This window comes from Vibrio brasiliensis LMG 20546, assembly GCF_000189255.1.
Classification (GTDB): Bacteria; Pseudomonadota; Gammaproteobacteria; order Enterobacterales; family Vibrionaceae; genus Vibrio; species Vibrio brasiliensis.
The window spans coordinates 1-24690 of record NZ_AEVS01000007.1; the positions used below are offsets into that span (position 1 = coordinate 1).

Below are 24690 nucleotides of genomic sequence, written 5' to 3' on the forward strand. Positions count from 1 at the left end.
AGGCCTGTATCTTGTTGGATACAGGCCTTTTTTTTGAATTTATTTCGCTTAGCAGCCTGCCCCAACAATAGCGATGTCGGTAATAATAATGGTTGTGGTCATTACTAGGCTTTGGTGCTGCATAAAATTAGTTTTCTTTAACGATGTGTGTTTGCTTACCCATACGTTTACCTTATTTTTTGGCCTCACGTCAATGAAAACTTACTATTTTTTGTTCACACTCTGTTTCTGTCATCTTCACAAAAAGGATTTAAATCCTCTACGATTCCAACAACCAATGAAACCATAAGCACATATCATAATAACTAATCGCTATATAAAAGTTGCAACTAGTTCGGAAGTTTTATGCTTTAATTAGTTTTGCAGTGGAATGCAGACAATAGCAAAGGAGTGGCATATGAAAATAATACTTAGCCTATCAGTGCTTCTTTGCGCGTGCTCATCATTCGCAACAGAATTACCTACCTTACCTGCACAGCAAAGCACTTCACCTCATAAAATTTTCCTATCCAGTGAAAATGACCACAACGATTTTGATTCTTGGAAAATCGATGGCGGCTACTCGTACAACATTTTCAGCAAAGTTGACCTCTATGTAGGTGCACGTCTGAACAACAATGACAAAATAAATGAGACGGGATTTTTGAGTGGTGTTAGCTATCAGGTAACACCAAGATTTTCAGTGCAAAGTACCTTGCATTCCTATAACGATGAAACAGTGAGTGAAGGTAAAGACTCAACCATTGCGGCTGAAGTCTCAAGTCGAATGAAGCTGACTGAGAACCTGGATATTCATGCCACTCTCGATTACCAAGAGTGGCAGAAAGGCATCGAAGTTGGCCTTGGTTTCCGTTTTTAGTTCCAGTCCAAAAGTTCAGTAGACATCAATACACCATTCCAGTCGGCGTAAATGTAATCTCCAGGCTGGATCATCTGGTTGTGAACCGTCAATGTCACGTTAACTTCCCCGACGTCGCGCTTTTCCGTTTTAAATGGACAAGTCCCAAGTGCTTTAATACCAAGGTCCATTTCGGCCATCATCGCCACGTCACGCACCGCGCCATTTACAATCACACCTTCCCAGTTGTTATCAATCGCCAGAATCGCCAATTGATCACCGAGTAAGGCTTTTTGGCACGAGCCATGTCCATCAACCACAAGTACTTTACCGGTACCGTCCTGACTAAGCATTTCACGGACTTTGGAGTTGTCGTGATAACAACGAACAGTGACAATTTCACCAAAGAAAGCGCACTTACGACCAAAGCTATGCAGCGGTAGCTCTAGCAAGGTGACTTTGTCCTCATGCTTATCACAAATATCAGGGGTTATATCTTTCATTTTTCCTCCTTGAACTTCTAAATAATAAATCCTTTATCTACATCGGGGTCGCCAATCTCCAAGCAACACCCTTGGCTGTTTTTTATCTAAGCACGAGAGTAAATAGAGTTTCTCCCGCTCAACATAGTAGATGGCATTCTGGCCGTATTTTCGTCCTAACTCGAGCGCCTGTGACTGGCTGATTGAGGCAGCAAAGCTCGCCTCACTCCATGAGAAATCATGGTTACCCACATCGACCGATATACAACAAGTATGGCCTATTTCAGCAGCTAAGTGCCGATTATTTCGATGATTCTCTTGCGTTGATACCCAGACACTACCCGGATTCCACGCTGTAATTATGGCAAAGTTTTGATACTCAATATCACGTTCGAAACGGAAATAGGGATCGCAATAGGCTTGCCACATCTGTGCATCAACTATCATAAAACCAACAGTTTTACATTTACTGGACACTATTAATATTTGTTACATTCTAACTCTTGATATAAATCAACAAAGTGATTGGAATTAACACTTCTACGTTGTTAGCATGCTGTTAACATTATAGAATCCGCCTCAAAGACTAGTAGGATTCAGAGGATAAAGGACCTCTAAGGGTAGAAAAGAAGCACCAAGGATGGCGGGCAATCAAAGAGAGTGTATTTTTGCAGTCTTTGGTTTATTATCAACATCACATTACCTGTATGTTATGTTTTTGCCTAGAATTTATTCTATTAGCACAAATTTTTCACAAGTTTAGGTACCGCCAATGCAAACCCCGCACATTCTTATTGTCGAAGATGAGCAAGTAACTCGTAACACTCTTAAGAGTATTTTTGAAGCAGAGGGATACGCTGTTTTTGAGGCCAGTGACGGTGAAGAGATGCACCAGGTGCTGTCTGACAACCAAGTTAACTTGGTTATTATGGACATCAACCTTCCGGGCAAGAATGGTCTACTGCTAGCTCGTGAGCTACGTGAGCAAGCGAACGTTGCGCTAATGTTCTTAACTGGCCGCGACAACGAAGTTGACAAGATCCTTGGTCTAGAAATTGGTGCTGATGATTACATCACTAAGCCATTTAACCCACGTGAGCTGACTATCCGTGCTCGTAACCTACTAAGCCGCTCGATGAACTCTAGCGTGGTTAGCGAAGAGAAGCGCAGTGTAGACAAGTATGTGTTCAACGGTTGGGTTCTTGACATCAACAGTCGTTCACTAGTAAGCCCAAGCGGCGATGGCTACAAGCTACCTCGTTCTGAGTTCCGTGCCCTACTTCACTTCTGTGAAAACCCGGGTAAGATCCAGACTCGTGCAGACCTGCTTAAGAAGATGACAGGCCGTGAGCTTAAGCCACACGACCGTACTGTTGACGTAACAATTCGTCGTATCCGTAAGCACTTTGAATCTGTATCTGGTACACCAGAAATCATCGCAACGATTCACGGTGAAGGCTACCGCTTCTGTGGTGACTTGGAAGAGTAATCTCACTCTCGAATAGATATTAAAATGGAGCCTTACGGCTCCATTTTTTCTTATTGGTAATAAAAAATGCTCACCATTTGGTGAGCATTTTCGTTTCAACGCTGAACAAGGTTAGCCCTTGCCACCTTTAATCGCATCAATGATTTCAGTTGTTGAACAGCCATCTTCGAAGTTAAGTACTTTAACTTCACCGCCGTTAGCAATCACTTCCTTACCACCAGCAATCTCTTCTGGTTTGTAGTCGCCGCCTTTCACTAGCAGATCCGGAAGAACTTCAGAAATCAGTCTCTGAGGTGTGTCTTCACCAAACGGCACTACCCAGTCCACCGCGCCCAGACCAGCTAATACAGCCATACGGCGGTCTGTTGGGTTCACAGGACGACCAGGGCCTTTCAGGCGCTTAACTGATTCATCAGTGTTAACCGCAACGATCAGACGGTCACCAAGCTCAGCAGCATGGTTTAGGTAAGAAACATGGCCTGCGTGAAGAATATCGAAACAGCCGTTAGTCATTACGACTTTCTCACCGCGCGCCTGAGCCTTCTTAACAGCTTCAATCAGTGCCTGCTCTGCAATCACGCCAAAATCAGTGTCCTGACTGCCGTGTACCGCTTCAGCGAGTTCAATAGTCGATACGGTAGATGTACCCAGTTTACCAACCACAACGCCTGCTGCAGCGTTCGCTAGTGCACACGCTTCGTCAAGAGGCTTACCTGCTGCTACAGAAGCGGCCAGTACAGAGATAACGGTATCACCCGCACCTGTCACATCGTAGACTTCTTTGGCTTGAGTCGGCAGGTGGAATGGTTCCTGACCGCGACGAAGCAAGGTCATACCGTGCTCACTGCGAGTCACAAGCAGAGCTTCGAAGTCAAATTGTTCGATTAGAGCAAGACCCTTTTCAACCAACTCTTCATCGGTTTTTACTTTACCAACCACATGCTCAAACTCAGCCATGTTTGGCGTCAGTAGAGTTGCGCCACGGTAACGTTCGAAGTCTGCACCTTTAGGGTCGATAAATACAGGTACGTTTGCCGCACGCGCTTTTTGAATAAATTGCTGAACGTGTTCTAGTGCACCTTTAGCGTAATCAGATAGCACCACTGATTTCACTTTTGGTAGTGCCTGTTCCATACGATCCAGAATCAGCTCTGCATCAACGTTTTCAAACTTATCTTCAAAGTCTAAACGAATCAGTTGCTGACCACGGCTAAGTACACGTAGCTTTGTGATGGTTGGGTAGTTTGGCAAGCCAACGAAATCACATTTCACTTTCAATGCTGAAAGCGTCTCATTGAGAACTTTGGCAGGTTCATCAATCCCTGTTAAACCAACAATATGAGCATGTCCACCAAGAGAAGCGATGTTCATCGCTACGTTAGCTGCACCACCTGGTCGCTCTTCGTTGTTTTCTACTTTTACTACAGGCACTGGTGCTTCAGGGGAAATACGGCCTGTTGGACCATACCAATAGCGATCTAGCATTACATCGCCGATAATAAGCACACCAGAATCACTGTAATTCGGTAGGATTGGCTTCATTGTGGATCTCCAAATTCTAATTCGAGCGAGAGTTTAACATAGTGTTTTAGTGGTCAAAACCTATTCGAGCCACTCGTGCCATAGTTTAGTCACCAACTGGCGTTCGTTGGTGAATTTTTCTTCAGCCACATCCGCATCCAGATTCAAAAGGTTGCGATGATGGATTTGATCGCGCATGGTCGTATAGGCGTGAGTCAGTGCCATCGCATCCTGCTCTTCCATGATTCCCTGAGCCATCATACTCTCGAAGATTCGTACGTTATCACTCCAGCGAGTGAGTTTAGGTTTGTCGTGGCTGTAGCGTAAAACAAGGTATTGAGCCAAAAACTCAACATCGGTAATTCCACCAGGATCTTGCTTAAGCATAAAACGTCCTGCTTTTTTGCCGCCGAGATGATCGCGCATTTTCACTCGCATCTCAGAGACATCTTTTATCAGGGTCGCTTCATCGCGGTTGATAGTGAGAATCTCATGTCGGGTAGCGGCAAACGACTGCTGTAGTGGTTCGTCACCGTAAATCATTCGCGCACGCACCAGCGCCTGATGTTCCCACGTCCATGCTTCTTCTCTCTGGTATTGTGCGAAAGCATCGCTAGGGCTAACCAGCAGACCTGACGCACCTGATGGACGTAAGCGAGTATCCACTTCGTAGAGAATTCCTGAGGCGGTTCGGGTTGAGAAAATATGGATAATTCTTTGTGCCAGGCGCAGGTAAAACTGACGGCCATCAATCTCTTTCTTGCCATCGGTGTACGTTGTGACCGGACAGTCATGCATAAAGACAATATCAAGGTCTGAGTTATAACCCAGCTCCCAGCCACCAACCTTACCGTAACCAATCACGGCAAAGCCCTTACCATCACGCTCTTTAAGGTGAGTAGGCACACCGTATTTTTCCGCCATCTGCAACCATGCCTGACCAACAACAGACTCAACAATCGCCTCTGCAAGGTAGGTTAAGTGGTCACTTACTTTCATTACAGGCAACACACCAGCAATATCGGCAGCGGCAATACGAAGAATACAAATCTGTTTGAACTGGCGCAGCGCTTCCATCTGCTGCTCCATATCATCTTCAGGAATACGGGCCAAGAAGTCACGCAGCTCTGTACGATAGCTATCAAGAGGAATCGGGTTATACAGTTGCTGCGGATCGATAAGTTCATCAAGCAGAATTGGGTAACGACCCAACTGCTCTGAAATCATCGGGCTGGCTGTACAGAGACGAACCAGTTGAGTCAGTGCCGCACTGTGCTCATCAAGCAGTTCCAGATAGGTGGTACGGGTAACAATTTTGTGTAGCAGATGAAGCACTCGCGGTAGACCAAATTGAGCGTCTTGATGAGAGTAGATGGCAGCAAACACTTTTGGCATCAGACGGTTAAGTACTTCACGTCCGCGTGGTCCAAGCGTCTTTTTCGCTAAGTCCTGTTTAAACTGAATAATGGTACTGGCCATTGTTTGAGGTGATTCAACCGCAATGTCATGCTCAAGAATGTTTTCAATCACGTCTTGCTTTGCAGCCATATCCCACAACTCAACAAAGTGTTTCGCGATGTCTTGCTGCTCTTCCTCTTCATCGCCGATTAGGTCAGCGAAAACGGCATGAACATTGGCCATATGAGTCTGCACGTCCGCGATAAGATCCGCCCATTGGGTATAACCCATTGCCACCGCAAGTTGAAGCTGTTCGAGCTCGCATTCAGGCAGTGTCTGAGTCTGTTTATCAGCCATCGCTTGCAACAGGTTTTCCAATCGGCGTAAGAACTTATAAGCGTGACGTAAAGCATGTGTCTCTTGCTTGGTTAGTTGCTCTAACTCTTCAATCGCATTAATGGTTTCTAACAACCCACGCTGTCGTAAGCTTGGTTCACGACCACCACGAATCAACTGGAACACTTGCGCAATAAACTCAATTTCACGAATGCCACCGGCACCGAGTTTAATGTTATTGCTCAATCCACGACGACGCACTTCACTACTGATCATCGATTTCATGCGACGCAGAGACTGAATCGCACTGAAGTCGATATAACGGCGGAATACAAACGGACGCAGCATTTGGCGCAGCTCCTGATACTGCGGGTACATTTCACTGCCCATCACTCGCGCTTTGATCATCGCGTAGCGTTCCCAGTCACGTCCCTGCTCCTGATAATAGTCTTCCAGGGCAGCGTAGCTCATCACCAACGGACCACTGTCACCAAACGGACGCAAGCGCATATCGACTCGATAGCAGAAACCATCAAAAGTCTGCTGATCGAGCGCCTTAATAATTCGCTGACCTAAGCGAGTGAAAAACTGCGCGTTGGCGATACTACGACGCGTCCCTTGAGTCTCACCATTTTCTGGATAGGTAAAGATCAGATCGATATCTGAAGAGAAGTTCAGTTCGCCACCACCTAGCTTACCCATGCCAATGATCAACAATGGCTGAGCTTCTCCCTGTGCATTGGTCGGTGTGCCCCACAACTCACAACACGCGTCGTACTGCCACTGGTAAGTTTCAAAGATCATTGCCTCTGCCAGTTGAGACAGATGACTCAGGCTCTCTTCAAGTGTCCATGACGCGGTGAAATCACGCCAGGCGATATAAGCCATTTCCCGATTGCGGAACTGTCTTAGTACCCGGTGACCTTGCATTTCATCGCTACAGTCACTGAGAAGAGCCGCCAGCCTTTGACGATATTGCTCCTGACGTGACGGTTCCGCCAGCATCTCAGGTAGACATTGCTGCAAATGCTCATCAGTAACCAGCGCTCCACTAACAAACTTACTCAGACCCGCGACGTAGCTAAGTTGTTGTCTTAACGATTCAGGCCAGTGAGACAAGGCATCAGATTGAAACAGTGATTCAGTAGCAGATTGGGAGATGGAGACAAGACTTTCTGGCAGTTGCATGATTCTTCCTTGTGATAGAAATACCAGTCGAGGGAACGGTAACCCTCTATTTATACCAATAAAAAACGCCCACTAGTAGCCAGTGGGCGTTTATTGCAATCAAGTTGAGAGGCTAGACCTTAAACGATGTGATCTTCTTATCTAGCTCTTCAGCATTTTGCTGCATGATTTCAGATGTTTCCAATAGTTCAGAGACGACGGTGACTGAGGCTTCAACCAGCTCGCGAACATTGGTCAGGTTCTGGTTCATCTCTTCTGCAACACTGCTTTGCTCTCCCGCAGCTGTTGCAATCTGGAAGTTCATATCGTTAATCTGATTGACCTGATCAACAATGCCATCGAGTTCACTGCCGGCGTTAGTCACCAGTTCAACACCTTCAGCGGCTTCAACAACACTCTTCTCCATCAGTTCCACCGCAGAGTTTGCGCTTGATTGAAGTTGAGAAATCATCTCTTGAATTTCTACCGTCGCCTGCTGGGTACGTTGTGCAAGGTTACGTACCTCGTCGGCTACGACAGCAAAACCTCGACCTGCTTCACCAGCACGTGCTGCTTCAATTGCCGCATTCAAAGCAAGCAGGTTAGTTTGTTCTGAAATACCCTGAATCGTACCAACAACACTGCCAATTGAATCAACACTCTCTTCAACCTGATTCACAGCCTGCGCAGAAGCAGAAATGTCTTTAGAAAGCTCACTGATTTTCAATACTGTGTCTTGAACGAAACGCTGACCTGTCGCGGCTTGTCCTGAGGCATTTTCAGTTAGGGATGACGCATTCTGTGCATGACCTGCAACCGTCTGAACCGTTGAAGTCATCTCACTCATTGCCGTAGCTAACTGGTCAATTTCATTAAACTCTTCCTGCGCTGACTCTTTAGTCTCAGACATGCTCAGCGTCATTACTTCAGTTAATCCAGACAGCTCCTGAGAGGCATCGATCTGTAAACGAATCATCTCTTGTAATTGGACACGAGTCTTTTCCAGTTCACGCGCTACATCACCATATTCGTCTTTACACGCCATTTCGATAGGCACTGAAAGGTCTCTTTCTGCCATCAATTTAATAGATTCGCTTAGATATTGGGTTTGACGTAACATAACCCGAGCAGCAAATAGTAAGAGAACGACGAATACCACTATCATGATTGCTGTTTGCCAAGCGACTTGCACCAGATAAGCTTCGTAATGCTGTTGTGCAACCTGAGCGTCTTGAGTAGCGGCGAGAAGAGAGTCGTAAAAGGTGCTTGCGTCCCAGAGTTGCTTACCGATGATCAACAGTGTACTGAATACCATCAGCATCACCATTTTAGGAACCAGTCGGATATCCGTGATAACTCGTTCCCACGGCTTAAATGCCATCTTGGTCATTGTCCGTTCTCCAATATATGAATTTTTTGATTTCAGTGCCTTATACTAGAGTGATGCAGCTTCTTTCACTCCCCCGAACGCGCTGATTGTTATTTTTTTCGAGCCTCGTATGAAAAGAGATACTACCAAAGACGATACAAAACCGATGAGCTTGTTGTCACTGATCCTGTCATTTATGGCGCTATTTGTGATCTCGGGCTTATTGTTTTTTCCACTACGCCCTGAAACTCGACAAGTACTTATCGGCTTAGACTTTATTATCTGTAGCATTTTCATCCTGCAGCTCAGCGTAGATATGATCCGGTCGACAGATCGTGTGCAATTCTTGAAACGACACTGGATCGACTTTCTCGCCAGTATCCCGATGGTTGAACCGCTGCGATACGCACGAATCTTCCATATCATGCGGGTGATTCTTGTTATTCGTTCCAGCCGCTACATTTTTAGCCAGCTACTCAATAATCGCCGTGAAACTACGCTGGCCTCGATCCTTTTGTTAATGGTTATTCTACTCACCGTTGGATCGAGCATGATGCTCATGATCGAAGGCTCTTCGCCTGATGCCAATATTCAAAGTGGTGGTGATGCTTTGTGGTGGGCACTGGTGACAATATCAACGGTTGGTTATGGCGATCACTACCCTGTGACTGATGGCGGTAAATTTTTAGCTGCGGGGTTGATCATCTGTGGTGTTGGCTTATTCGGTATGATCTCAGGTCTGATTACCTCTTTGATCACTTCTCCAAACAAGGTTCAAACCCAGCGTTCAGAGAACAAAGAGCGACTACTACGTGAACTGGTCGAGAAACAAGACCAGATCCTTAAACGTCTCGATCAATTAGAGAAACAGCAATCAAAACGGGAGCCATAAGGCTCCCGTTGTTTTTTCTGTCTGACTTTACCTAGTCTTGCCAGTATGGCTGAGCTTCAATACAGATCACTCGAGTCTGCTCCATTGCGTGGAGTATTGAGTTCTCCTGACGGGCCAGCCAGCGTTCAAGCTGTTCGCGCTCTTCACCTTCTAGCTTATCAACTAGCTGCTCGATGGTTTTAAGTTTAAGCAGGTCATCAGTACCATGCAGCAGATCGCTCCACGGTAAACGGAAGCCATTACGCTCTTCGACGTCGAACAGACTGGCAAAGCTTACACCAGTATAAAGGTTACGCATCAGGCGGTATTGCTGTTCAATGTAATCCTGACTAGTCAGATTGCGCTCTGGTGGAAATGCTTCCATTAGCTCAGCCCAAGTACGGTCAAGTTGCTGAACCGAGAAATGTTCAACATTAAGCGCCATTTTTTCACGCGACTTATCATCGAGGAATGGCTGCCAACCACGAGTAAGAATCCAGCGACTTAAGTCCAGTAAAAGACCCGTATAGCGAGCCGAATTCAGAAGCTCTAGAATCTGTTCGCGCTCAGGCAATTGCTCTTGCAATAGTTTCAGCTCGCCAACAAGGAACTTACGCGCATCGAGTTTACGTAGCGCATGCCCTTTATCATCAAGCAAATCTTCGAGATAGTCATAGTCGTGTAGCCACTCAAGATCTTGCTCAAGCCATTTTAGCTCCTGACGCAAAATCGCACTCGCGCGGCGCGGCACTACGCCACCATACACAGTTAGGATCTGACGAATAAAGCTGATTGAGTTTTTAATCTCATGCACCGCTTCGATTGAATCGCGTTCTGCGTAAATCTGTTCGTGGTAATGCCAATGTGAAAGCGCATGCTCCAGCGAGTTGATAAAACACGATTCAACGGTGTCATTCTTATCGGTAGCGACTAAGGTTAATGGTTTTACCTCGTCACCGGTGTAACCCATCGCCAGGCGATAACCTTTAGCCGCTTTACTCAAGTTGCCAAGGCGCATACCGCCATCTTCCGAAAAGCTACGAGCCAGAGTAAACAGAGCATCAGTCTGACCAGACTTTAGCTCAAGCTCCACTTCACAGATCGGGTCTTGCTTACCATTTGCCTCTACCATGCCCTGGTCAAACGCGACTTCGACCTGACTACCATCAGGCATGCCAATCAGCCATTGTTCTCGGGTGAAGTTGGTTGAGAAAAGTGGTTGTAGTTCCGACTGTAGAGTCGCTACGTCTTTACCAGCAGGCCAGATGTCGCCCGGATGAAGGATTAGCTTAGGGTCATTGCTATCATGTTCAGCATTGTACTCAGGTCTTTGGTGCAATCCCGCTACCACACGCCCTGATGTCTTAACTGTTTGAACATATACATCATCAAAACGACGAATCCTTAGACCAATATCGTGCTGACGAAGCCAATTATCAGGCGTATCAAAGTAAGTGTTACCTAACTCTCGACAGCTGTGCTGAAGTACTTTGGTTTCAGAAATCTTAGTACGTAAAGTGTCTGAAAAATCGGGAGAAACAAAAAACTTCAGTTCTATCTCGGTTTCCATAGTTATACCTTTCAAAGCAGATAGAGACAGGATATTGCCTATTTTCTTACTCGGCAAGAAAGAAATATCGCCCCAATGATGATCTAAAACAGTTTTAATGAGTGATTTAATGGGTTAACATGCGCGCCTTTATAGCCATCGTTCAACATTTCGCCATGAAATGGTGTATGTTAGTTTTTAGGTTATATTAATTGGGTTGAATGACCATGCCAGTAAATACAATTATGGGGTTATTTGCAAAGTCCCCTATTAAACCTTTGCAGCGCCACGTTGTGTGTGTAAACGAATGTTGCTCGCACCTAGTTAACTTCTTTGAAGTAAGTTCAAAGGGTGACTGGGAGAAAGCATCTGAAATTCGTGAGCAGATTTCTCATCTAGAGAAGGAAGCCGACGTTCTTAAGCGCGAAATTCGTCTTAAACTTCCTCGTGGTTTGTTTATGCCTGTGGATCGTAGCGACATGCTTGAGCTACTAACACAGCAGGACAAACTAGCAAACCTTGCAAAAGACATTGCTGGCCGAGTATATGGCCGTCAATTGACTATCCCTGCACCTCTTCAAGAAAACTTTATCGCGTACGTAAAACGTTGCTTAGACGCAGCAGAGCAAGCGCAAAAAGTTATCAATGAGCTTGATGAGTTATTGGAAACTGGATTTAAAGGCCGTGAAGTAACACTTGTGGCTGAAATGATCCACCAACTGGATGTGATTGAGGACGACACAGATGCGATGCAGATTCAACTTCGTCAACAACTAATGGCGATTGAAGCGGATCTGAATCCAATCGATGTGATGTTCCTTTACAAAATTCTAGAGTGGGTAGGTGGTATTGCTGATCAGGCGCAACGTGTTGGTGCGCGTCTGGAAGTAATGTTGTCTCGCTCATAAACATAAGTTAACCAAATAACGAAGAGCATCTAACTAGTTCACACCCCTTATAGGCGATAAATACTGACGCGCTGAAGGGGTTTTGTCGTGCTTAATTTTTGCTCCGCTTGTTATCAACAACTAGGTATTACGATGGATATCCTTGCGAACTACGGCACTGTCCTGATTCTTATTGCAGCAGTCTTTGGCTTTATGATGGCTATCGGTATTGGCGCAAACGACGTAGCCAATGCGATGGGCACATCTGTAGGTTCAAAAGCACTAACCGTGAAACAAGCGATCATCATTGCGATGATCTTTGAATTTGCTGGTGCATATTTAGCAGGTGGTGAAGTAACCGACACTATCCGTAAAGGCGTAATTGAAACGTCCCTATTCGCTGAACAACCTGACGTACTTGTCTACGGTATGATGTCAGCTCTACTAGCCGCTGGTACTTGGCTGCTACTTGCTTCTTACATGGGTTGGCCTGTATCAACCACTCACTCAATCATCGGTGCAATCATCGGTTTTGCGTGTGTTTCTGTAGGTACAGAAGCAGTGGACTGGGGCAGTGTACAGGGCATCGTAGGTAGCTGGATTATTACGCCTGTTATCTCTGGTTTCTTTGCTTACGTTATCTTTGTCAGCGCTCAGCGACTGATCTTCGATACTGAAAAACCTCTGTTCAACGCGAAACGCTTCGTACCTGTGTACATGTTCATCACAACTATGGTGATTGCACTGGTAACGATTAAGAAAGGTCTTAAGCACGTTGGTCTTCACCTATCTAATGGTGAAGCATGGATGTGGGCAGCCGTGGTTTCTTCAATCGTAATGGCAGGCGGTTACTTCTACATCCAGAAGAAATTTGCAAGCCGTGAAGACGACCATGGTTTCGCTGGTGTAGAAGGTATCTTCAGCGTACTAATGGTTATCACAGCGTGTGCGATGGCATTTGCTCACGGTTCTAACGACGTAGCAAACGCGATTGGTCCTCTGTCTGCTGTTGTTTCAACAGTTGAGCACATGGGTGAAATCACGACTAAGAGCACAATCGCTTGGTGGATTCTGCCGTTGGGTGGCTTCGGTATTGTTGTTGGTCTTGCGACACTAGGTCACAAAGTAATGGCTACAGTAGGTACTGGTATTACAGAACTGACTCCAAGCCGTGGTTTCGCAGCTCAGCTTGCTACTGCTTGTACTGTTGTATTGGCTTCTGGTACTGGTCTGCCAATCTCAACCACTCAAACACTTGTTGGTGCGGTTCTGGGCGTAGGTTTTGCTCGCGGCATCGCAGCTCTTAACCTGGGTGTTGTACGTAACATCGTGGCATCTTGGATTGTTACCCTACCGGCTGGTGCACTACTAGCAGTGGTATTCTTCTACGGTATTCAGGCGATGTTCGCCTAATCAATAACGTCAGTGATGTGTTAACTCACTGTCATTATTGACTCAAAACCGCATAAAGGGAGGCTAAGCCTCCCTTCTTTGTTGCAGTCACCTCAGAAACTACTTACTATTTGGCTCTAGAATTATATAGATAATGGGTTTGCAGACCCTCTTAGACTGTTAAAGGATTTACCGTGAAAAAACTGGTTTGCTTCGTTTTGGCTTCGATGCTCGCTGTTCCAGCGGCATTCGCTCAAGACCGTTATATCTCTGATAAGCTATTTACCTATATGCACTCTGGTCCAAGCAACCAATTCCGCATTATCGGCAGCGTTGATGCTGGAGATAAAGTTAAACTACTTTCAACCAACAAAGACTCGGGATATACCCAGGTACAGGACAGCAAAGGTCGTAAAGGCTGGGTTGAAAGCCGCTTTGTGACTAACCAAGAAAGCATGGCACTTCGACTACCAAAGCTTGAGAATGAGCTGAAAGATGTTAAAGAAAAGCTGGCGAATGCCCGTTCTAATGCTGATCAGGAAAAAGCGGGGTTGGTTGACTCGCTAGAAACTCGTAATCGTCAAATCAACGAGCTCGAGCAAGGTTACAGTGAGATGAGCCAACAGCTGTCTGCTTCTCAAGAAGAAGTTCGTAAGCTGCGCGCTAAGCTTGATACTCAGAAAGATGACTTGCTGCTTAAATACTTTATGTACGGTGGTGGTGTTGCAGGTATCGGCCTACTGCTAGGTTTGATTCTTCCTCATATCATTCCACGCAGAAAGCGCTCTCCATCAGGCTGGGCATAAGCTTTCATCAGATACAAAAAAGGTCACGTTTACGTGACCTTTTTGCTATCTAGCCCTTCCAGTCATATAAGGCTGGGACTTCTATCAGTTCACCTTCAAAGCGAATCAAGCAGGCTTGTTGTTCAATCGCTACCAGCTCAACACTATTGCTAATCCAATCCCCTTCACTGTATTCCACACCATTGATTTTCACCCAGCGCTTGTTAGCTTTGCTCGAATAAACATGAGTCTGAAAGTTCATTGCCGGCAGCTTTCCGTACCAGCGTTCTGGCTGATGGGAAAGGTTGGATGCGGTATTGTCAGAACCTTCAGGCTTTTCTGTTTGCGGTCTCGAATTCAATACCGTTTCAAAGCGCTGCGCCAATTCAGGAGAAAGCCCGGACAAATCGATCCCCTGCAACAGGTCAGTCTGCCCATTATCGCTTTCTGAGCGGGCTGTCTGTCCGCTCACTGGCAGTGGTTCAGGTAAGGGGTCACCATCATACTCATCTTGAACAAAATCATCCGAGTTTACACTGGGCTGTTGATAGGTAACCGCTAAAGGCCCAAAGTCCGGCGCAGCCTCAACCTGATATTCAAACGGCACTTCAATCGATACCGTTTGGCTCACATTAGACTCAAGCCACGACTGTTTCTGAGACTGATAGGTCTGTAATGCCACCACGGCAGCGATAAGGGTTGGAGGCACGAGAGCTATAGCAAGATAGCGTAAACCTCGAGAGTGAGCCTGCTGTGGCGCCGCAAGCTGAGACGATACGGGGATCGCAGAGCCAGAGGCCAAATGACTGCGCTCTGAGTGTTTGAGCTGTTGCATTACTTTAGACATCGGTTGTCTCCTCGTTCGCCGTTAATGTTGGCGCACCTGGCTGTGATAACGTCTCTAGCAAACGCAATGTTTTCTGTCCTGCGATGCCATCAACACTCAACCCTTGCCAGCGCTGGAACAACTCGACTTTGTTCTTTAACTGCTGATCAAACATCGGGCTATCAGACTCAGCTTGTCCCAACAGCTGCGACAAGTGCTTATCAAGCAAAGCAACCTGCTGACCTTGCATACCCGGTTTTAAGGTCTCATCCCAGTAACCTTTCCAGATATGGCGATATTCACCGTGCCAGATCTCTTCCAGCCACTGTCGTTCAAATTCAATCAGTTCATCATTAACAAGCAATTGAACCTTGGTCGCCGAAAGTGCGTAGAGCACAGCAAAGCGCGGTTGACCATCAATGTCCAAGCTCAATACCACAGGAGTATTGCTTTCAGCCAGTTGAGACAAGTTCCCTTGTTCAACCGCACAGCGGAATAGCCCCTCACGGTTATCAAGGCAAAGCTGATCTAACACAGACGCTCGATAACCCCATACTTTGTATAATGCTGCCAGTGCCTGTTCCTGGTTAGCCGGCTGACTGAGCCGTTGTTTTAGTGATGGCGGAAAAACGGTTTCGATACGTTCGACATTCTCTACCTGAGGAAACTCCTGCTGAAGCAACTGGGAAAATGTCGGAGCCAATAGCTTAGGAGTGACGACATAGGCAGCAACCGACAACCCACAGGCGACAGCAAGCGCCACAATGGTTTTAGCAACAGCACTCTCTTTACCGGCAACCTTATTACGACCGGGTTGAACTGAAGCGGTCTGAAAACTCATCACCTCATCACATGTCGCTTGAACAGTGGCATTGGTTGGCTGAGGTTCTCCGTTCGTATACGCACGCTTAAGACAGGCATCACAAACCAGATTTATCAGTCTGGGAATACCTTGAGTGTGGCGAGCAATATATTTGATGGCGGTAGCAGAGAACAACTCCGGAGAGCCACCAGCAAGCGTGAGACGGAATCGTATATAGTCGCGTGTCTCATCTGCACTTAGCGGTAACAGATGGTAACGACCAGTGACTCGCTGAGCCAACTGTCTAAGCTGAGGCATCTGTAGTTTATGTTGCAGTTCAGGTTGACCAATCAGTAACACCTTCAGTAACTTTTGGCTTTCAGTTTCTAGGTTAGTCAGCAATCTCAACTGTTCTAATACGTCCGCAGATAGGTGCTGAGCCTCATCAATCACCAGCAAGGTTTGGATACCCTGGGAGTGATTGTCTAGTAAGAACTTATGAATAAGCTGATTGAGTTGCTTTAGTGAAGAGTTAGGCGCATAGCTCAGTTCAAACTCGTCACAAACCGCCTCAAGTAGTTCGATATCTGAAAAGGTCGGATTGAGAATCAACCCTGCTCGAGTGCTCTCTGCTAGAGTATTAAGTATCGAGCGCGCTATGGTTGTTTTACCTGTACCAACTTCACCAGTTAGCATCGCAAAACCGCCACCCTCGCCTAGTCCGGCTTGGATCTGGAAGATAGCTTCTTTGTGTCGACGGCTCTGATAAACAAAACGAGAGTTAGGCACAATTGAAAATGGCAGCTCTGTCAGCGCAAAATATTGTTGATACATACTTCTCGTCTCTGGGAATTTGTTGCTAAGGAAAGTACCATTGCTGGCTCAAATAGCCAATGGCAATATAAACAAAAGGGAGAGCTAGGTGCAAAGATACCTTGTTGGCGGCGCAGTTCGCGATCAATTACTTAAGATCGATGTCTATGACAGAGACTGGGTTGTGGTTGGTTCCACACCAGAACAACTGTTAGAAAAAGGCTACACCGCAGTTGGAAAAGACTTCCCGGTGTTCCTTCATCCTGAAAGTAAAGAGGAACATGCCCTAGCCCGTACAGAGCGCAAAATTGGAGCAGGCTACACTGGCTTTGAATGTTACTTTGCCGCTGATGTCACTCTTGAAGAAGATCTTATGCGCCGCGATCTTACCATCAATGCCATGGCACAAGATCCAAACGGAAACATCATCGATCCATTTAACGGTCAGGCTGATCTCAATGATCGGGTGCTGCGTCATGTCTCTGATGCTTTTACTGAAGATCCTCTGCGTGTATTACGTGTCGCTCGTTTCGCAGCTAAGCTTGATCATTTGGGCTTTACCATCGCAGAGGAGACTCTGGATTTAATGCGCCAGATTGCCCATTCAGGCGAACTGTCTAATCTGACTCCAGAACGCGTCTGGCAGGAGTGGCACAAGTCGCTCTCAACTGAAAACCCTCAGGTCTTCTTATCGGTTTTAAGAGAGTGTGATGCTCTCAAGATACTCCTACCAGAGCTAGATGCTTTATTCGGAGTTCCTCAACCTGAAAAGTGGCACCCAGAGATCGATACTGGTATTCATACCCTACTAGTGGCAAAACAAGCTGCTCTATTGAGTAAGTCTCTACCGGTACGCTTCGCTTCTCAGGTCCACGATCTGGGTAAAGGCATCACACCTGAGTCAGAATGGCCAAGCCACAAAATGCACTGCCATACTGGCCTAAAGCTGATTAAAAAACTGTGCCAAAGGGTGCGGGTACCGAACGAATTCCGAGATCTTGCCTTAATGGTTTGTGAACAGCACTCTAATATCCACCGCGCAGCAGAGCTTCGTCCGGAAACCAAGCTGAAAGTGCTCAACAAGTTCGACGTCTGGCGCAAACCGGAACGCTTACATGACATTCTGATTTGTTGTATGGCTGATAGCCGTGGTCGCACTGGCCATGAAGAGATTGATTACCCACAAAGAGAGCTCTTTACCAACGCTTATCAAGCCGCATTGGCAGTGAATGTACAAGACATTATTAAAGATGGATTTAAGGGTGCTGATATTCGCACTGAGATGGAAAAGCGCAGGGTTGAGGCTATTCGAGAGGCTTAAGTAGATTCCCTACTCTCACCTGCATCACTCTATGGAATGACGCAAACAAAAACGCCTCCGAAATCAGAGGCGTTTTTTTAAAGCTTTAAGCTAATAATTCAAACTATGAATTACTGACCTTTAACTTCTTTAAGACCGTTGAAAGGAGCGCGCTCACCTAGAGCTTCCTCGATACGGATTAGTTGGTTGCTTTCTTTTAGGTATAGCAGCAACACGGTCAGAACGGCTCATTGTTCTTAGAGTCTTAAACGCAAAATGCCCCACTAAAAAGTGAGGCATTCATTTAAAGCTTTAAGCTAATAATTCAAACTATGAATTACTGACCTTTAACTTCTTTAAGACCGTTGAAAGGAGCGCGCTCACCTAGAGCTTCCTCGATACGGATTAGCTGGTTGTACTTAGCTACACGGTCAGAACGGCTCATAGAACCAGTCTTGATTTGACCTGCAGCTGTACCTACCGCTAGATCAGCGATAGTTGCATCTTCAGTTTCGCCAGAACGGTGAGAGATTACTGCTGTGTAACCTGCGTCTTTAGCCATCTTGATTGCAGCTAGAGTCTCAGTTAGAGAACCGATTTGGTTGAACTTGATAAGGATAGAGTTAGCTACGCCTTTCTCGATACCTTCAGCAAGGATCTTAGTGTTAGTAACGAATAGATCGTCACCTACTAGTTGAAGCTTGTCACCTAGTAGTTCAGTTTGGTGCTTGAAGCCAGCCCAATCAGACTCGTCTAGACCATCTTCGATAGAAACGATTGGGAATTGGTTAGCTAGCTCAGCTAGGTAGTGGTTGAACTCTTCAGAAGTGAAAGTTTTACCTTCGCCTTTCATGTTGTAGATGCCAGCTTCTTTGTCGAAGAACTCAGATGCTGCACAGTCCATAGCTAGAGTAACGTCTTTACCTAGTTCGTAACCCGCAGCTGCAACAGCTTCTGCGATAACTTCTAGAGCTTCAGCGTTAGACTTAAGGTTAGGAGCGAAACCACCTTCGTCACCAACTGCAGTGCTGTAGCCTTTAGACTTAAGAACTTTAGCTAGGTTGTGGAATACTTCTGCACCGATACGTAGACCTTCTTTAAGAGTCTTAGCACCAACTGGTTGGATCATGAACTCTTGGATGTCAACGTTGTTGTCTGCGTGCTCACCACCGTTGATGATGTTCATCATTGGTAGAGGCATAGAGAACTGACCAGCAGTACCGTTTAGCTCAGCGATGTGCTCGTATAGAGGCATGCCTTTAGCAGCTGCAGCAGCTTTAGCGTTCGCTAGAGATACAGCTAGGATAGCGTTAGCACCGAACTTAGATTTGTTTTCAGTACCGTCTAGCTCGATCATGATAGCGTCGATTGCAGCTTGGTCTTTCGCATCTTTACCAACTAGAGCTTCAGCGATTTCACCGTTTACAGCTTCAACAGCTTTAAGAACACCTTTACCTAGGAAACGAGCTTTGTCGCCGTCACGTAGCTCAAGAGCTTCGCGTGAACCAGTTGATGCGCCAGATGGAGCAGCAGCCATACCTACGAAACCGCCTTCTAGGTGTACTTCAGCTTCTACAGTTGGGTTACCACGTGAATCGATGATTTCACGACCTAGAACTTTAACGATCTTAGACATTGAATGTTTCCTTCTCGTTGAATATATAATGTCAAAATTAAAGGCAGCAGCACTACTAACGCTACTGCCTGTATTCCTTACTTCTCTAATTCGTTGCGCTGGTAATCGCCAGCTGCTTTAACGAAACCTGCAAATAGTGGGTGACCATCGCGAGGTGTAGAAGTGAACTCTGGGTGGAACTGAGCCGCTACAAACCATGGGTGAGCTGGGTTCTCAATAACCTCAACCAGTTTCTTGTCCGCAGACAGACCAGATACTTTCAGGCCTGCTTTTTCAATTTGTGGACGAAGGTTGTTGTTCACTTCGTAACGATGACGGTGACGTTCGTGGATCGTCGCGCTACCGTATAGTTCACGAGCTTTAGTACCTTTCTCCAGGTGACATAGCTGTGAACCAAGACGCATAGTACCACCTAGGTCAGACTTCTCAGTACGTTCTTCAACGTTACCTTCGCCGTCAACCCACTCAGTGATTAGACCGACTACTGGGTACTTAGTTTCTTTGTTGAATTCTGTTGAGTGTGCGCCTTCCATACCCGCAACGTTACGTGCGTATTCGATAAGTGCCACTTGCATACCTAGACAGATGCCAAGGTAAGGTACTTTGTTTTCACGTGCGTATTTCGCAGCAAGAATCTTACCTTCTACACCACGATCACCGAAGCCACCAGGAACAAGGATAGCATCTAAACCATGTAGAGCTTCTTCACCTTTGGTTTCTACGTCTTGTGAATCAACGTACTTAATTTTCACGCTTAGACGGTTCTTAAGACCTGCGTGCTTAAGTGCTTCGTTTACTGACTTGTATGCATCCGGAAGTTCGATGTACTTACCAACCATACCGATAGTAACTTCAGCAGTTGGGTTCGCTTCTTCATAGATAACCTGTTCCCATTCAGAAAGGTCAGCTTCAGGTGCAGTAATGCCGAAACGAGAGCAGACAAGATCATCTAGACCTTGAGACTTGATCAGTTGAGGGATCTTGTAGATTGAATCTACGTCCTTCATAGAGATAACTGCTTTTTCCTGAACGTTACAGAAAAGAGCAATCTTCTTACGTTCGTTCGCTGGGATCATACGATCTGAACGACAAACTAGAATATCTGGCTGGATACCGATAGACAGTAGCTCTTTAACAGAGTGCTGTGTCGGTTTAGTTTTAACTTCGCCCGCTGCTGCTAGGTATGGAACCAGAGTCAGGTGCATAAACATTGCACGCTCACGACCTAGTTCTACTGCTAGCTGACGAATAGCTTCCATAAATGGTAGTGATTCGATATCACCCACTGTGCCACCTACTTCAACGATAGCAACATCATGGCCTTCAGAACCAGCGATTACGCGGTCTTTGATAGCGTTAGTGATGTGAGGGATTACCTGAATCGTTGCACCTAGGTAGTCACCGCGACGCTCTTTACGTAGAACGTCAGCGTAAACACGACCTGCTGTGAAGTTGTTGCGCTTGGTCATCTTGGTGCGAATGAAACGCTCGTAGTGACCAAGGTCAAGGTCAGTTTCAGCGCCATCTTCTGTGACGAACACCTCACCGTGTTGAGTCGGGCTCATAGTGCCTGGGTCAACGTTGATGTAAGGGTCAAGCTTCATCATAGTCACTTTAAGACCACGAGCTTCTAAAATAGCCGCAAGAGATGCTGCTGCAATACCTTTACCTAGAGAGGATACAACCCCGCCAGTAACAAAAATGTAATTTGTCGTCATGTTTAACCTGAAATTGGTTGAATGAGGGAAAATGGATTTCTTCTGGACGGGATATAAATATACCAGAAGCCCTTTTCCGCTACAACGTGAAATCTATCACACTGCAATTTTTTATTTTTTGCTTCAAATCAAATTCGAGTAACGGTTTATTCTCCGCTGACCTCTCGTGATTTAACCTCATCCCAAAAGGCATCAAGCTGTTCAAGATTAAAATCAGTCAGTTGCTTGCCTTGCTCTGCTACCAAACCCTCGACACCTTTAAAACGTCGCATGAATTTAAGGTTGGCTTTACTCAAGGCCACTTCAGGGTCTTTACCTAAATGACGCGCCAGATTAACCGTCGCAAACAGCAAGTCCCCCAACTCTAACTCAACCTTTTCATCATTAGGCGTAACCTGTAGCGCTTCGTCCATAACCTCTTCAATTTCTTCATGAACCTTGCCTACAACAGGGCCAATTGAATCCCAATCGAAACCAAATTTAGCGCACTTCTTCTGAATTTTTGTAGCACGAGAAAGCGCCGGTAGAGAAACTGGTATTGAGTCTAGAATACTTTGCTCACTTTTGCCTACCTGAGCTTTTTCTTTGGCTTTTTCCGCTTCCCAGTTAGCATTTATTTGCTCTTCGTTCTCAAATTCGATATCCGAAAAGACGTGAGGGTGACGACGAGTCAGCTTTTCATTAACTGTCTCTACGACCTCGGAAAAATCAAATAGCTGTTGCTCTTTCGCTAGCTGGCTGTAAAAAATCACCTGAAACAGCAGATCACCCAGCTCTTCTTTGAGATTTGACCAGTCACGATTCTGGATAGCGTCAACCACCTCATAGGTCTCCTCGATAGTGTGAGGAACTATGGTATCGAAGCTCTGTTTCAGGTCCCAAGGACAACCATTTTCTGGATCACGCAGCGTTGCCATGATCTGTTCTAACTGTTCAATTGGGTGACTCATCTTTAATCTCTTCCTTTAAACAAAAAGGCGAGTAGCCAAAACCACTCACCTTCAAAATATATCCGGATTGCTTTTACTAAGTAGTTGGCTCTCCTAACAAGGCAGCAAACTTATGAGGTTCCTGAGCATAGCTCGTCATGTGATGGAGCGAAATAAGTGCAGCTAACGCAGTTAGAGAGCCAAATACGACAAAACATTTTTACTAAGTAGTTGGCTCTCCTAACAAGGCAGCAAACTTATGAGGCTCCTGAGCATAGCTCGTCTATGTGATGGAGCGAAATAAGTGCAGCTAACGCAGTTAGAGAGCCAAATACGACGTAAAAATTAGCCTAGGCGTTTTACCGACATCACATCTTTGATCTGCTCCACGCGTTTAGACACACGAGACAAGATTTCCACATTGGTCACTTCCAGATCAAAGTCCATGATCGACATTTGAGTACGGTAGTCGACACGACTCTTCATACTGGTCACTTTGATTTTCTCGTTGGCGAACAGGGTTGTGATGTCTTTGAGTAGGCCACCACGTTCCATTGCTTCTACTCGTACTGTCAGAATGTATGAGCCGACAAAACCACTGCCCCAGACTGTATCAATGATTCGCTCTGGCGCATGAAGACGCAGTTCTTCCAGTTGCTCACAATCGTTGCGGTGTACGGATATACCACGCCCTTGGGTAATGTAACCGGCGATTTCGTCACCCGGAATCGGCTGACAGCAACGAGCCAGATGCGTCATCAGGTTATCGACACCTTCAACGACTACCGCATCTTTCTTTGGTCGGCTTTGCGCAGCCGCTTTGCTGCCCGCTTCCTGAAGTTTTTCTAACGCTTGTTGATCTTCTTCTTCTGCGGTCGGTTTATTTACCAAGGCATTGATGTGGTTAATGATCTGGTTGATACGCAAATCACCGCTACCGACACCAACGTAGAGCTCGTCAGCACTGTTAACGTTAAAACGTTTCAGCGCATACTGCTCTGCATCTTTTAGTGTCGCGCCAATTTTGTTCAGCTCAGTTTCAAGGATCTCTCGACCGGCTTCTAGGTTCTTCTCGCGGCTCTGTTTACGGAACCATGCGTTGATCTTGGCACGCGCTCGCCCTGACGTTACGAAACCCATTGACGGGTTCAGCCAGTCACGTGATGGGTTAGGTTCTTTAGCTGTGATGATCTCTACCTGATCACCCATGGCTAACTTATGCGTGAAGGGAACGATACGGCCAGCAACTTTGGCACCGATACAACGATGGCCCACTTCTGAGTGAATGTGGTAGGCAAAATCAAGTGGCGTCGCCCCCATTGGCAGGTCGACCACATCACCACGAGGGGTAAAGGCATAAACGCGGTCATCAAATACCTGACTACGCAGCTCATCAAGCATTTCCCCTGAATCGGACATTTCTTCCTGCCAATCCAGTAGCTTACGCAGCCATGTAATTTTCTCGTCGTAACCACTACGGCCACCGCCGCCCTCTTTGTACTTCCAGTGCGCGGCAACCCCTAGTTCGGAGTCTTCGTGCATATCTTTAGTACGAATCTGAATCTCGATGGTCTTGCCTTCAGGGCCAAGAATCACGGTATGGATTGACTGGTAACCATTCGGCTTGGGATTCGCTACGTAGTCGTCAAACTCACTTGGCAGGTGTTTGTACTTGGTATGAACAGTACCTAGAGCGGCGTAACAGTCTTGCAGTTTGTCGGCAATAATACGCACTGCACGGACATCGAACAGCTCATCAAACGCCAGACCTTTCTTCTGCATTTTTCGCCAGATACTGTAGATGTGTTTTGGACGACCACTCACCTCAGCATTGATCGATGAAGCTTTCATCTCAGACGTTAAGTCATCAACAAAGTCTTGAATGTATTGTTCACGCACGATGCGGCGTTCAGATAACTGTTTGGCAATCTGTTTGTAGGTTTCTGGTTGCTGATAACGGAAAGCGTAGTCTTCCATTTCCCATTTCAACTGACCAATACCGAGACGGTTCGCCAGAGGTGCGTAGATGTTGGCACACTCTTTTGCAGCTGCCTGACGAACTTCTTCTGGTGCTTTCTTTACTTCAACCAGGTTGGCAATACGTTCTGCCAGCTTGATGACCACACAACGGAAGTCATCTACCATCGCCAGTAGCATGCGACGGACGTTATCAACCTGAGCAGAGGCAGCACCGCCTTCCATAGTGACGTTCAGTTGACCAAGAGCGGCCATCTCTTCAACACCATCAATCAGTTTAATGGTCTCTTTGCCAAAGTCCTCTTCAAACTGTTCTCTGTCGTAAGCACCGCTGGAGACGAGTGGAAATAACAATGCAGCCACCAGCGTTGCTTTGTCCATCGACAAGGTGATGAGGATTTCGATCATTTCACGTCCGCGCCACAGCAGTAGCGGGCCCTGATCGTTGCCTTCTAGTATCTCTTCACCGCGACGGTAAACTTCTTTTAAGCGCTTAGCAATTTTTGGATCTTGTTCCAGGCTAGCAATCCACTTATCTAGCTCAAACTGTTCGTCTTGATTTAAATGTGCGCTTCTTACCGCAACCATTATCTTCGTCCTGTTAT

At 46.2% G+C, this 24690-nt stretch carries 19 protein-coding genes; 7 read left to right on the forward strand and 12 right to left on the reverse strand.

Features of this window, described 5'->3' with window-relative positions; all coding sequences use genetic code 11:
* Positions 1-397 precede the first annotated feature (397 nt).
* Positions 398-859, forward strand: coding sequence for a hypothetical protein (locus tag RH46_RS00770; protein WP_006877475.1), 462 nt, complete (start codon positions 398-400; stop codon positions 857-859).
* Here the strand turns inward: RH46_RS00770 and RH46_RS00775 are convergent.
* Together RH46_RS00775 and RH46_RS00780 are read right to left on the reverse strand one after the other, a co-directional pair.
* Complete coding sequence (locus RH46_RS00775) at positions 856-1341, reverse strand: putative 4-hydroxy-4-methyl-2-oxoglutarate aldolase (RefSeq protein ID WP_006877476.1); 486 nt, start codon at positions 1339-1341, stop codon at positions 856-858. The genes RH46_RS00770 and RH46_RS00775 overlap by 4 nt on opposite strands.
* 33 nt (positions 1342-1374) lie before the next feature.
* On the reverse strand, positions 1375-1767 hold the full coding sequence (locus RH46_RS00780; protein WP_006877477.1) for a DUF3293 domain-containing protein: 393 nt from the start codon (positions 1765-1767) through the stop codon (positions 1375-1377).
* Between the two features lie 325 nt (positions 1768-2092).
* Between RH46_RS00780 and arcA the strand changes: the two genes are divergently transcribed.
* Positions 2093-2809, forward strand: a complete 717-nt coding sequence (gene arcA / locus RH46_RS00785; RefSeq protein WP_006877478.1) for a two-component system response regulator ArcA — start codon at positions 2093-2095, stop codon at positions 2807-2809.
* Between the two features lie 111 nt (positions 2810-2920).
* Here the strand turns inward: arcA and hldE are convergent, their stop codons facing one another.
* The 3 genes from hldE to RH46_RS00800 form a co-directional block, all read right to left on the reverse strand.
* Positions 2921-4351 carry a bifunctional D-glycero-beta-D-manno-heptose-7-phosphate kinase/D-glycero-beta-D-manno-heptose 1-phosphate adenylyltransferase HldE gene (gene hldE / locus RH46_RS00790; RefSeq protein WP_006877479.1) on the reverse strand — a complete coding sequence of 477 codons (1431 nt, stop codon included), beginning with the start codon at positions 4349-4351 and terminating at the stop codon, positions 2921-2923.
* Positions 4352-4411: 60 nt separating this feature from the next.
* Positions 4412-7252, reverse strand: a complete 2841-nt coding sequence (glnE, locus tag RH46_RS00795) for a bifunctional [glutamate--ammonia ligase]-adenylyl-L-tyrosine phosphorylase/[glutamate--ammonia-ligase] adenylyltransferase (protein ID WP_006877480.1) — start codon at positions 7250-7252, stop codon at positions 4412-4414.
* 112 nt (positions 7253-7364) lie between these two features.
* Positions 7365-8621 (reverse strand): methyl-accepting chemotaxis protein, encoded by a 1257-nt coding sequence (locus RH46_RS00800; RefSeq protein ID WP_006877481.1) that lies wholly within the window; start codon positions 8619-8621, stop codon positions 7365-7367.
* A 109-nt stretch (positions 8622-8730) separates the two neighbouring features.
* On the opposite strand from RH46_RS00800, the gene RH46_RS00805 reads away from it, so the two are divergent.
* Positions 8731-9492: a potassium channel family protein gene (locus RH46_RS00805; protein ID WP_006877482.1), complete on the forward strand. Its 762-nt coding sequence runs from the start codon at positions 8731-8733 to the stop codon at positions 9490-9492.
* Between the two features lie 31 nt (positions 9493-9523).
* Here RH46_RS00805 and RH46_RS00810 read toward each other — a convergent pair whose 3' ends face one another.
* The gene (locus tag RH46_RS00810) at positions 9524-11041 is read right to left on the reverse strand and encodes a CYTH and CHAD domain-containing protein (RefSeq protein ID WP_006877483.1); all 1518 of its coding nucleotides are present in this window, start codon (positions 11039-11041) and stop codon (positions 9524-9526) included.
* A gap of 206 nt (positions 11042-11247) precedes the next feature.
* On the opposite strand from RH46_RS00810, the gene RH46_RS00815 reads away from it, so the two are divergent.
* The 3 genes from RH46_RS00815 (at position 11248) to RH46_RS00825 (ending at position 14105) form a co-directional block, all read left to right on the forward strand.
* Complete coding sequence (locus tag RH46_RS00815) at positions 11248-11928, forward strand: TIGR00153 family protein (protein ID WP_006877484.1); 681 nt, start codon at positions 11248-11250, stop codon at positions 11926-11928.
* Between the two features lie 132 nt (positions 11929-12060).
* Entirely contained in the window at positions 12061-13320 is a 1260-nt protein-coding gene (locus tag RH46_RS00820; protein ID WP_006877485.1) for an inorganic phosphate transporter, read from the forward strand.
* A gap of 173 nt (positions 13321-13493) precedes the next feature.
* A complete protein-coding gene (locus RH46_RS00825; RefSeq protein ID WP_006877486.1) occupies positions 13494-14105 on the forward strand; it encodes a TIGR04211 family SH3 domain-containing protein in 612 nt (203 codons plus the stop codon).
* A 49-nt stretch (positions 14106-14154) separates the two neighbouring features.
* Here RH46_RS00825 and RH46_RS00830 read toward each other — a convergent pair whose 3' ends face one another.
* Positions 14155-14931, reverse strand: coding sequence for a general secretion pathway protein GspB (locus tag RH46_RS00830; RefSeq protein ID WP_006877487.1), 777 nt, complete (start codon positions 14929-14931; stop codon positions 14155-14157).
* Positions 14924-16546, reverse strand: a complete 1623-nt coding sequence (locus tag RH46_RS00835; protein WP_006877488.1) for an ExeA family protein — start codon at positions 16544-16546, stop codon at positions 14924-14926. Before RH46_RS00835 ends, RH46_RS00830 begins: the two co-directional genes overlap by 8 nt.
* A gap of 88 nt (positions 16547-16634) precedes the next feature.
* On the opposite strand from RH46_RS00835, the gene RH46_RS00840 reads away from it, so the two are divergent.
* Complete coding sequence (locus RH46_RS00840; RefSeq protein ID WP_006877489.1) at positions 16635-17846, forward strand: multifunctional CCA addition/repair protein; 1212 nt, start codon at positions 16635-16637, stop codon at positions 17844-17846.
* Positions 17847-18162: 316 nt separating this feature from the next.
* Here RH46_RS00840 and eno read toward each other — a convergent pair whose 3' ends face one another.
* The 4 genes from eno to relA form a co-directional block, all read right to left on the reverse strand.
* Positions 18163-19461, reverse strand: a complete 1299-nt coding sequence (eno, locus tag RH46_RS00850) for a phosphopyruvate hydratase (protein ID WP_006877491.1) — start codon at positions 19459-19461, stop codon at positions 18163-18165.
* Between the two features lie 77 nt (positions 19462-19538).
* A complete protein-coding gene (locus RH46_RS00855) occupies positions 19539-21179 on the reverse strand; it encodes a CTP synthase (RefSeq protein ID WP_006877492.1) in 1641 nt (546 codons plus the stop codon).
* Positions 21180-21325: 146 nt separating this feature from the next.
* Positions 21326-22129: a nucleoside triphosphate pyrophosphohydrolase gene (mazG, locus tag RH46_RS00860; RefSeq protein ID WP_006877493.1), complete on the reverse strand. Its 804-nt coding sequence runs from the start codon at positions 22127-22129 to the stop codon at positions 21326-21328.
* Between the two features lie 324 nt (positions 22130-22453).
* Positions 22454-24673, reverse strand: coding sequence for a GTP diphosphokinase (gene relA / locus RH46_RS00865; protein WP_006877494.1), 2220 nt, complete (start codon positions 24671-24673; stop codon positions 22454-22456).
* Positions 24674-24690: the final 17 nt, after the last annotated feature.

Coding starts and splice junctions, on each gene's coding strand:
- RH46_RS00770 (WP_006877475.1), top strand. CDS start 398: ATGAAAATAATACTTAGCCTATCAGTGCTTCTTTGCGCGTGCTCATCA.
- RH46_RS00775 (WP_006877476.1), bottom strand. CDS start 1,341: ATGAAAGATATAACCCCTGATATTTGTGATAAGCATGAGGACAAAGTC.
- RH46_RS00780 (WP_006877477.1), bottom strand. CDS start 1,767: ATGATAGTTGATGCACAGATGTGGCAAGCCTATTGCGATCCCTATTTC.
- arcA (WP_006877478.1), top strand. CDS start 2,093: ATGCAAACCCCGCACATTCTTATTGTCGAAGATGAGCAAGTAACTCGT.
- hldE (WP_006877479.1), bottom strand. CDS start 4,351: ATGAAGCCAATCCTACCGAATTACAGTGATTCTGGTGTGCTTATTATC.
- glnE (WP_006877480.1), bottom strand. CDS start 7,252: ATGCAACTGCCAGAAAGTCTTGTCTCCATCTCCCAATCTGCTACTGAA.
- RH46_RS00800 (WP_006877481.1), bottom strand. CDS start 8,621: ATGACCAAGATGGCATTTAAGCCGTGGGAACGAGTTATCACGGATATC.
- RH46_RS00805 (WP_006877482.1), top strand. CDS start 8,731: ATGAAAAGAGATACTACCAAAGACGATACAAAACCGATGAGCTTGTTG.
- RH46_RS00810 (WP_006877483.1), bottom strand. CDS start 11,041: ATGGAAACCGAGATAGAACTGAAGTTTTTTGTTTCTCCCGATTTTTCA.
- RH46_RS00815 (WP_006877484.1), top strand. CDS start 11,248: ATGCCAGTAAATACAATTATGGGGTTATTTGCAAAGTCCCCTATTAAA.
- RH46_RS00820 (WP_006877485.1), top strand. CDS start 12,061: ATGGATATCCTTGCGAACTACGGCACTGTCCTGATTCTTATTGCAGCA.
- RH46_RS00830 (WP_006877487.1), bottom strand. CDS start 14,931: ATGTCTAAAGTAATGCAACAGCTCAAACACTCAGAGCGCAGTCATTTG.
- RH46_RS00835 (WP_006877488.1), bottom strand. CDS start 16,546: ATGTATCAACAATATTTTGCGCTGACAGAGCTGCCATTTTCAATTGTG.
- eno (WP_006877491.1), bottom strand. CDS start 19,461: ATGTCTAAGATCGTTAAAGTTCTAGGTCGTGAAATCATCGATTCACGT.
- RH46_RS00855 (WP_006877492.1), bottom strand. CDS start 21,179: ATGACGACAAATTACATTTTTGTTACTGGCGGGGTTGTATCCTCTCTA.
- mazG (WP_006877493.1), bottom strand. CDS start 22,129: ATGAGTCACCCAATTGAACAGTTAGAACAGATCATGGCAACGCTGCGT.
- relA (WP_006877494.1), bottom strand. CDS start 24,673: ATGGTTGCGGTAAGAAGCGCACATTTAAATCAAGACGAACAGTTTGAG.